This is a genomic window from Streptomyces sp. 2A115 (assembly GCF_052245575.1).
GTDB lineage: Bacteria > Actinomycetota > Actinomycetes > Streptomycetales > Streptomycetaceae > Streptomyces.
This window is the reverse complement of record NZ_JBQQCG010000168.1, coordinates 1-8,365: the sequence shown is the minus strand read 5'-3', so window position 1 is coordinate 8,365 and position 8,365 is coordinate 1. Positions and strand designations below refer to the sequence as shown.

Below are 8,365 nucleotides of genomic sequence, written 5' to 3'. Positions count from 1 at the left end.
GCAGGCGTTGTTGGTGCCGGCGAAGCTGGATCTGCGGGGAGTGCGGGCCGGCGCTGTGGCGGACGGCGGGGTACCGCACCTGCTGCGTGGCCTGATACGCGCAGGCCGACAACTGGCGCGGGCGGCAGGCACCGGTGACGAGCACCGGCAGCTCTCCGACCGGCTGGCCGGACTGCCCTCCGCCGAGCAGGCGCAGGTCCTGCTCGACCTGGTGCGGGCTCAGGTGGTCGCCGTTCTGGGGTACCCCGCGACCCACCACATCGACGCGGACCAAGGGCTCTTCGAGATCGGCTTCGACTCCCTCACCGCCATCGAGCTCCGCAACCGCCTCCGCAACACAACGGAAAGGAAACTCTCTCCCAGCCTCGTCTTCGACTATCCGACGCCAGGAGTGCTTGCCGCGCACCTGCACGAGCTGATGTGCGGCAAACAGGCGACAGCCCAAGTAGCGATCTCGGTATGAAAGAGGGTGACGATGTGTTCGACGTGGGAAAATATCTCCAGCGGATAGGCTGGAGCGGAGAAGCCGGTGTGGACATCGCGACATTGCGCGAACTGCACAAGAGGCATCTCATGGCGATTCCGTACAACGGTGCTGGCCAGGATCTCAGAGACGGCATACGTATCATCGACCTCGACGAGAACGCATTGTTCGAGACGAGCATTGTCAACGGGCAGGGCGGGACCTGTTTCGAGCTGGCCCGGCTGTTCCACCGGCTGCTCAGTGAACTGGGCTACGACATCACGCTGATGGCGGGGAGCACCGCCGAGGGCCGGGAGAACTTCGGACTCGACGTCGAGCACATGCTCAACCGTGTTGCCCTGGACGGTGCTGAATGGCTCGTGGACGTCGGCTACCCGGGCCCCTCCTTCATCGAGCCGCTGCTGGTCACCGACTCGGTGCAGACCCAGTACGGGTGCCAGTACCGGCTGGCCGACCACGAGTCCGGGTTCGCTCTCCAGCGCCGGGGAAGGGTCAGCCGGTGGAGCGTCGTCTACACCTTCACGATGAAAGCCCGGCAGTGGAGCGACTGGCAGCAACTGGAGGACCATCTCAACCAGGAGTTCGCGTCGGACGTGTCCGAAGCGTGCCCGATCGCGCGGGGAACGGACCGCCTCTTCCGGGAGATCGAGGCGGACACGAAAGCGTACGACGGTCAGGACGTCCTGTGCGGCCGGACTTTCGAGGACGGCCAGATCGTACTGAAAGGGCGCCGATATCTGACGGTCCGTGACGGTCGCGAAGAAGTGCACACGATCACGGACGACGGCGAGCACCGGAAGCTGATCTCCCGCATTCTGTCGGGCGAGTTCAGCTGAATTCGGAAGGGGAACCCGATGGTGAAGGACACGGCTGACGTGATGCCGATCGGCGGTGCAGGTGCAGGTGCAGGTGCAGGTGCCGATCCGCTCGACCGCGAGGAACGGGCCGAGGCGCGCGTCCGCACGGCGGCGGGTCGGTAGAGACGCCATGACCTCCGTCCCGCTGCGCCTCAGAGATCATTCGTACGACGTGCTCATCGGTCCGGGGGTACGCACGTCGCTCGCCGAGGTCGTCCGACGGCTGGGCGCCAGGCGGGCCGTCGTCGTGTCGGCCCGGCCGGAGTCATGGGTACCCGACACCGGTGTGGAGACCCTGCTGCTGCCGGCCCGTGACGGTGAGCAGGACAAGACCCTCGCCACCGTGGAGGCCCTGTGCGGTGAGTTCGTACGGTTCGGGCTCACCAGGTCTGACGTCGTCGTCTCCTGCGGCGGCGGGACGACCACCGATGTGGTCGGGCTGGCGGCCGCGCTCTACCACCGCGGCGTGCCCGTGGTGCACCTGCCCACGTCGCTGCTCGCCCAGGTGGACGCCAGCGTCGGCGGGAAGACAGCGGTGAATCTGCCGGCCGGCAAGAACCTGGTCGGCGCGTACTGGCAGCCCAGCGCGGTGCTGTGCGACACGGACTACCTGTCGACCCTGCCCCCGCGGGAGAAGCTGAACGGTCTCGGTGAGATCGCCCGGTGCCACTTCATCGGAGCGGCGGACCTGCGTGGACTGCCGCCGGCGGAACAGATCGCCGCCAGTGTGACGCTCAAGGCCCGGATCGTGGAGATGGACGAGCGGGACACCGGAGTGCGGCACCTGCTCAACTACGGTCACACGCTGGGCCACGCGCTCGAAAGGGCGACCGACTTCGCCCTCCGGCACGGTGAGGCGGTGGCGGTCGGAACAGTTTTCGCGGGTGTACTCGCCGGTGCACTGGGCCGTATCGATCAGGCCAGGGTGGAGGAACATCGGGAGGTCGTCCGGTACTACGGTCTGCCCACCGCCCTGCCCGTCGAGGCCGATACCGCGGCCCTCGTGCGTCTGATGCGACACGACAAGAAGGCGATCACCGGACTCGCGTTCGTGCTGGACGGACCGAAGGGCGCGGAACTGGTGAGCGACGTGCCGCAGGAAGCGGTCGCGCACGCCCTGGACCGGATGCCCCGAGCACCCCTCGCCGATCTCGTCGGCGAAGCCGTGCTCGGAGCCTCCACGACCGATACGGCCAGGAAATGAGGCACTTTCGGCAGTGGCCGGCTGATCACGACGATCAGGCCGGCGCCCGTCGGCCGGTGGACCGCCCCTCGGTGGAGCGCCTGCTGGTGGGCAGGCTGGAGGCAGCGCTGGCCAGGCCTGCCGCGCAGCAGCCGGCCTGGCCGGACCCGGAGCGGGCGAGAGACGTGGTGGCTTCGCTGGGCCGGGCCGAGCCGATCGTGACGCCGGCCGAGACCGCACGGTTGGCCGGTCGGCTCGCAGCGGTCGCACGCGGCGAGGCGTTCCTGCTCCAGGGGGGTGACTGCGCCGAGACCTTCGCCGAGAACACCGAAGCCCATCAGCGAGCCAACCTGCGGACTCTGGTGCACATGGCCGCCGTGCTCACCCGTCGCTCCGAACTGCCCGTCGTCAAGATCGCCCGAATGGCCGGGCAGTACGCCAAGCCCCGTTCCAAGGCCGTGGACGCGCTGGGCCTGCCCGTCTACCGCGGCGACCTGGTGAACTCCGTCGAGCCCACACTCGCGGCCCGGACGCCCGATCCCTACCGGATGCTGCGGGCCCACGCCGACGCGGCGGGCGCGATGGCGCTGGTCCGCACGTTCCGCCGAAACGGCCTGCCCGATGCGCGAGCGACGCACCTGGGCGACAGCGGCAGCGGCAGCGATGGCGAAGGCGACGATGGCGAGATCTACGTCAGTCACGAGGCGCTGCTGCTCGACTATGAGCAGTCCTTGCTGTGGGCGGACACCAGTGGGCCGGAGCCTCGTCCGTCCAGCGGGCTGGGGCATTTCCTGTGGATCGGCGAGCGCACCCGCCGGCTCGACGGCGCGCACATCGCGTTCGCGGAACTGCTGTGCAACCCGATCGGCCTCAAGCTCGGTCCGGGCATGACCCCGGAGAAGGCGGTCGAATACGTGCGGCGGCTCGATCCGCACGGTGAACCGGGGCGGCTGACGCTGGTGAGCCGGATGGGGCACACACGGGTCCGCGATGTCCTGCTGCCGATCGTGGAGAAGGTCGCCGCCTCCGGTCACCAGGTGATCTGGCAGTGCGATCCGATGCACGGCAACACCTACACGTCGGCGAACGGATACAAGACTCGCCAGTTCCGGCACATAGCCGACGAGATCGCCGGCTTCTTCGAAGTGCACCGACGGCTGGGCACCCACCCCGGCGGCATTCACGTCGAGGTGACGGGCGAGGACGTCACGGAATGTGTGGGGGGTGCCGCGGGAGTCTCGGAGGCCGACCTGCCCGCTCGCTACCGCACGGCCTGCGATCCCCGGCTCAACGCGGAGCAGTCGATGGAACTGGCCTTCTGCGTCGCGGAGATGGTGGCGGACAGCGTCACGGAGAAGAAGGTGAGGCTGCGATGACCGGACATCCGCACGGCACGCCCATCACGGGCACCACCCGGCTGTACGCCGTCCTGGGGGATCCCATCGCCCAGGTCCAGGCACCCACACTGATGAATCCGCTCTTCGCGCGCCTGGGGATCGACGCGGTGCTCGTCCCGGTGCACGCCCGGCCGCGGAACCTGGAGCACATCGTGCGTGGCCTGCAACGCGTCGACAACCTGGACGGCATGTTCGTGACCGTGCCGCACAAGGTGGCCGTTCGCCGGCTGGCCGACCGATGCGGCACGACCGTGGACGTCGTCGGCAGTGCGAACGTGCTGCGACGGGAAGCGGACGGCGGCTGGCTCGCGGAGAACTTCGACGGCTCGGGGTTCGTGGCAGGTCTCGTCGGCGCCGGGCACGAGCCCCTGGGCAAACAGGTGGCGCTCGTCGGCGCGGGCGGTGCGGGCAGCGCCATCGCCGCCGCGCTGCTGACGGCCGGTGTCGCCCGGTTGTCCGTGTACGACTCGGACACCTCGAAACTCGGCGCGCTGGTCGCCCGCCTCGACGCACACTGGCCGGGCCGGACGGTCGCCCTGACCGGACCGCGCCTGAGCGACGTCGACATCGCCGTGAACGCCACCCCGCTCGGGCTGCGTGCGGACGATCCGCTTCCCTTTTCGCCGGACTCCTTGCCGCCGGGCAGTGTGGTGGCCGACATCATCATGCGGCCCCGTGAGACGAGGCTCCTCCGTGCGGCAGCCGCACGGGGACACCGGGTCCATCACGGCATTCACATGCTCGAAGGGCAACTGGGCTCCTATCAGGCTTTCTTCGGCCTGAAGTGAGCACTGCGGCGACTACCGGACCGAGGGATGCGGGGGCGTTCGGCAGCGCTCTACGTTGGACCTGTTGTCCAGCTTTTCCTCGCACTGCACATGACGCTGCACAGGGGCGGAGTGTGCGCGTCTTCCGCGATCCCGAGTCAGCCATGTTTGGAGAGACATGAACGTGCCACAGGCGCCGGAGTTCCCCCAGTGGCCTCAGTATGACGCGGGCGAGCGGGAAGGCCTTCTCCGTGCGCTCGAGCAGGGCCAGTGGTGGCGGATGGGCGGAAACGAAGTCGACGCCTTCGAGCGGGAGTTCGCCGAGCACCACGGTGCCGCCCACGCCCTCGCGGTCACGAACGGAACCCACGCGCTGGAACTCGCCCTTCAGTGCATGGGGGTCGGTGCGGGATCCGAAGTCATCGTCCCGGCGTTCACGTTCATTTCCTCCTCGCAGGCGGCGCAGCGACTCGGCGCCGTCGCAGTTCCCGTGGACGTCGACGAGCACACCTACTCCCTCGACGTGGCGGCGGCCGCGGCAGCGGTGACGCCGCGGACCCGGGTGATCATGCCCGTCCACATGGCGGGTTTCATGGCGGACATGGACGCGCTGGCGAAGCTCTCCGCCGACACGGGCGTCCCGCTGCTCCAGGACGCCGCGCATGCCCACGGCGCTCGCTGGCGGGGAAAGCGGGTCGGCGAGCTCGGCTCCGTCGCCGCGTTCAGTTTCCAGAACGGCAAGCTGATGACCGCGGGCGAGGGCGGCGCCGTACTGTTTCCGGACACGGAGATGTACGAGACCGCGTTCCTGCGGCACAGTTGCGGACGGCCTCGCGCCGACCGCCGGTACCTTCATGAGATCGCGGGCTCCAATCTGCGACTCAACGAGTTCTCGGCAGCGGTACTGCGCGTGCAGCTGGGCCGTCTGGACGAACAGTTGACCACCCGTCAGAAGCGCTGGGCCCTGCTGAGCCGCCTGCTCGCGCCGATCGACGGCGTTGTCCCGCAACGAGGTGACGAGCGCACCGACTTCTCCTCGCACTACATGGCGATGTTCCGGGTGCCCGGTATCGGGGAGGAGAGCCGCAACGCCCTGGTCGACCGGCTGGTGGCGGCCGGCCTGCCGGCGTTCGCGGGCTTCCGCGCGATCTACCGCACCGACGCCTTCTGGGAGATCAACGCCCCTGACGCTACCCCGGACGAGATCGCCGAGCGCTGCCCCCGCACGGAGGCCATCAGCCAGGACTGTGTCTGGCTGCACCACCGCGTGTTGCTCGCCACCGAGCAGGACATGCACCGGACGGCCGCGATCGTCGCGGACGCTGTGGCCGCCGTATGAGCGTCAGGGTGGCCGTCGTCGGACTCGGCTGGGCAGGGCGGGAGTTGTGGCTTCCCCTGCTGAGAGAACACGCCGGTTTCGACGTGGTGGCTGTCGTCGACACCGAACCCGCGGCGCGTGCCGCGTTCGACGCGGTGCCGGGCGCTTCGGTGCACCCGTCGGTGGAGGCACTCACCGCCCGGGCGGTGGACCTCGCCGTCGTCGCCGTACCCAACCATCTGCACGCCGAGGTGGCCGGCGTCCTGCTCGGGAAAGGCGTTTCCGTCTTCCTGGAGAAGCCGGTGTGTCTGACCTCTGACGAGGCCGACACGCTTGCCGCAGCCGAACGCGGGGGCGGCGGCATGCTGCTCGCGGGCAGTGCCGCCCCCTACCGCGGGGACGTGGAAGCCCTGGCACGCCTGGTGCCGGACCTGGGCCGGATCCGCCATGTCGACCTGTCCTGGGTCCGGGCGCGCGGTGTACCGCAGGCCGGCGGCTGGTTCACCCAGCGCAGCAAGGCCGGCGGCGGCGTGCTGTTCGACCTTGGCTGGCATCTGTTCGACACGCTCGCGTCCCTGCTCGGTCCGGCCCGCTTCGCGCAGGTCGTCGGTGTGACGTCGAACGACTTCGTCAACGGCGGTGCCTGGGGCGCGACATGGCGACGGGACGGGCCCGTCGCCGACGCCGTCGGAGACGTCGAGGACACCGCCTGGGGCTTCTTCGTCCGGGACGACGGGGTCTCCGTCTCCTTGCGCGCCGGCTGGGCGTCGCACGAGGCGCTGGACGTGTCGCGGATCCAGGTGGCGGGCAGCGCCGGGACCGCCGAGCTGAGGTGCACCTTCGGCTTCAGCCCCAACCGCCACCCCGGGTCGGAGCTGACCCTGACCCGTGAAGGCGCCACCACACCGATCCTGGTGCCGGACGAGCCGATCGGCTACGAGTACCGGCGGCAGCTGGACGGCCTTGCGGCGATCCTGACCGAACCGGGCAACCGCGGCAGGGCCATCGGCGAGGCCCGGACGACCGTCCGGGTCATCGAGGACTTCTACGCGTCGGCCCGCTCCCTGCCCGCCAGCAAGGTGGTGGGGATCGCGTGACAGCCCCGGAGAGAGGGCGATCGGCGACCGTGACGGAGACGCTGCCACCGGTCAGGCGTGCCGTGATCTTCGACCTGGACGGAGTCCTCGTCGACAGCTTCGCGGTGATGAACGAGGCGTTCGCCCTCGCGTACAAGGAGGTCGTGGGTGAGGGGCCCGCGCCCTTCGAGGAGTACCGACGCCACCTTGGGCGCTACTTCCCCGACATCATGCGGATCATGGGTCTGCCGTTGGAGATGGAGGAGCCGTTCGTCCGCGAGAGTTACCGGCTCGCGCACCGAGTGCCGGTCTTCGAAGGCATCGTCGAGCTGCTGCTGACACTGCGGGTGCGAGGGCTCCGGCTCGCGGTCGCCACCGGCAAGAGCGGGCCACGGGCGCGCTCCCTGCTCGAACAGCTGGGTCTGCTTCCCTTCTTCGCCCATGTGATCGGATCGGACGAGGTCGCGCACCCGAAGCCGGCCCCGGACATCGTGCAGCGCGCGCTCGACCTGCTGGGGCTGCCGGCCGAGCAGGCCATCATGGTCGGCGACGCACCGACCGACCTCGCCAGTGCCCATGGTGCCGGTGTGACCTCGGCCGCCGCGCTGTGGGCCGTGTCCGACCCGGACGAACTGCTCGCCGCCCGGCCGGCCGCCGTCCTGCGCCGCCCGGCCGACCTGTTGGCACTGTGCCGGTCCGTGCCCCGCGGCTGAGGATCACCGAGGCAATGGAGAAGATCCACTACCTCGGTGTCGACATCGGGGGCACCAAGGTCGCCTTCCGGGTGGAGGCCGACGCGGAGTGTGTCGACGAGACCGCGTTCCCTTGGGCCCCACGGCATAGCGCGGCCGGCGATCTCGCCCAACTCGCGGACTTCGTGAACGAGTTGGGCACAAGGTTGGGAGTGTCCTTCCGGGCCGTGGGAGTCGCGATGCCCGCGACCGTCGGACCGGCCGGACGGGTCACCGCCTGGCCGAGCCGACCGGAGTGGACCGGGACGGATCTGAGTGTGGCACTGCCCGCGCTCTTCCCCGGGGCAGCCGTGGCCTGGGCGGACGACGGCGACCTCGGCGCACTCGCCGAGGCCCGGCGCTCGGGTTGTGACGATCTGCTCTACCTGGGGGTGGGTACGGGCGTCGGCGGCGGTCTCGTGCTGAACGGCGAGCTGTGCCCGGGACTCGGCCGCGGATCTTTCGAGATCGGACATCTGGTGGTGGAGATGAGCGGCCCGCGGTGCCTCTGCGGCCGCCGGGGGTGCCTCCAGGCGATCGCCTCCGGCCCGG

General features: G+C 69.6%; 9 protein-coding genes. All 9 read left to right on the top strand.

Annotation, left to right across the window (positions count from 1 at the left end; translation table 11 throughout):
* Positions 1 to 463 (top strand): acyl carrier protein (locus ACTWQR_RS54840; RefSeq protein ID WP_443234862.1); only part of this gene is annotated, 463 nt, incomplete at its 5' end.
* Positions 460 to 1,320, top strand: a complete 861-nt coding sequence (locus ACTWQR_RS54835; RefSeq protein ID WP_443234861.1) for an arylamine N-acetyltransferase — start codon at positions 460 to 462, stop codon at positions 1,318 to 1,320. The genes ACTWQR_RS54840 and ACTWQR_RS54835, both read left to right, overlap by 4 nt.
* 151 nt (positions 1,321 to 1,471) lie before the next feature.
* Entirely contained in the window at positions 1,472 to 2,545 is a 1,074-nt protein-coding gene (locus tag ACTWQR_RS54830; RefSeq protein ID WP_443234860.1) for a 3-dehydroquinate synthase family protein, read from the top strand.
* Positions 2,542 to 3,900, top strand: a complete 1,359-nt coding sequence (locus tag ACTWQR_RS54825) for a 3-deoxy-7-phosphoheptulonate synthase (protein WP_443234859.1) — start codon at positions 2,542 to 2,544, stop codon at positions 3,898 to 3,900. Before ACTWQR_RS54830 ends, ACTWQR_RS54825 begins: the two co-directional genes overlap by 4 nt.
* On the top strand, positions 3,897 to 4,709 hold the full coding sequence (locus tag ACTWQR_RS54820) for a shikimate dehydrogenase family protein (RefSeq protein WP_443234858.1): 813 nt from the start codon (positions 3,897 to 3,899) through the stop codon (positions 4,707 to 4,709). Before ACTWQR_RS54825 ends, ACTWQR_RS54820 begins: the two co-directional genes overlap by 4 nt.
* 157 nt (positions 4,710 to 4,866) lie before the next feature.
* Positions 4,867 to 6,027, top strand: a complete 1,161-nt coding sequence (gene rifK, locus ACTWQR_RS54815; protein ID WP_443234857.1) for a 3-amino-5-hydroxybenzoate synthase — start codon at positions 4,867 to 4,869, stop codon at positions 6,025 to 6,027.
* Positions 6,024 to 7,103, top strand: a complete 1,080-nt coding sequence (locus ACTWQR_RS54810) for a Gfo/Idh/MocA family protein (protein ID WP_443234856.1) — start codon at positions 6,024 to 6,026, stop codon at positions 7,101 to 7,103. The genes rifK and ACTWQR_RS54810 overlap by 4 nt, the downstream gene beginning before the upstream one ends.
* Before the next feature lie 29 nt (positions 7,104 to 7,132).
* Positions 7,133 to 7,795 carry an HAD-IA family hydrolase gene (locus ACTWQR_RS54805; RefSeq protein WP_443234855.1) on the top strand — a complete coding sequence of 221 codons (663 nt, stop codon included), beginning with the start codon at positions 7,133 to 7,135 and terminating at the stop codon, positions 7,793 to 7,795.
* A gap of 14 nt (positions 7,796 to 7,809) precedes the next feature.
* Positions 7,810 to 8,365, top strand: a 556-nt coding sequence (locus ACTWQR_RS54800; RefSeq protein WP_443234854.1) for an ROK family protein, incomplete at its 3' end; no start/stop codon positions are given.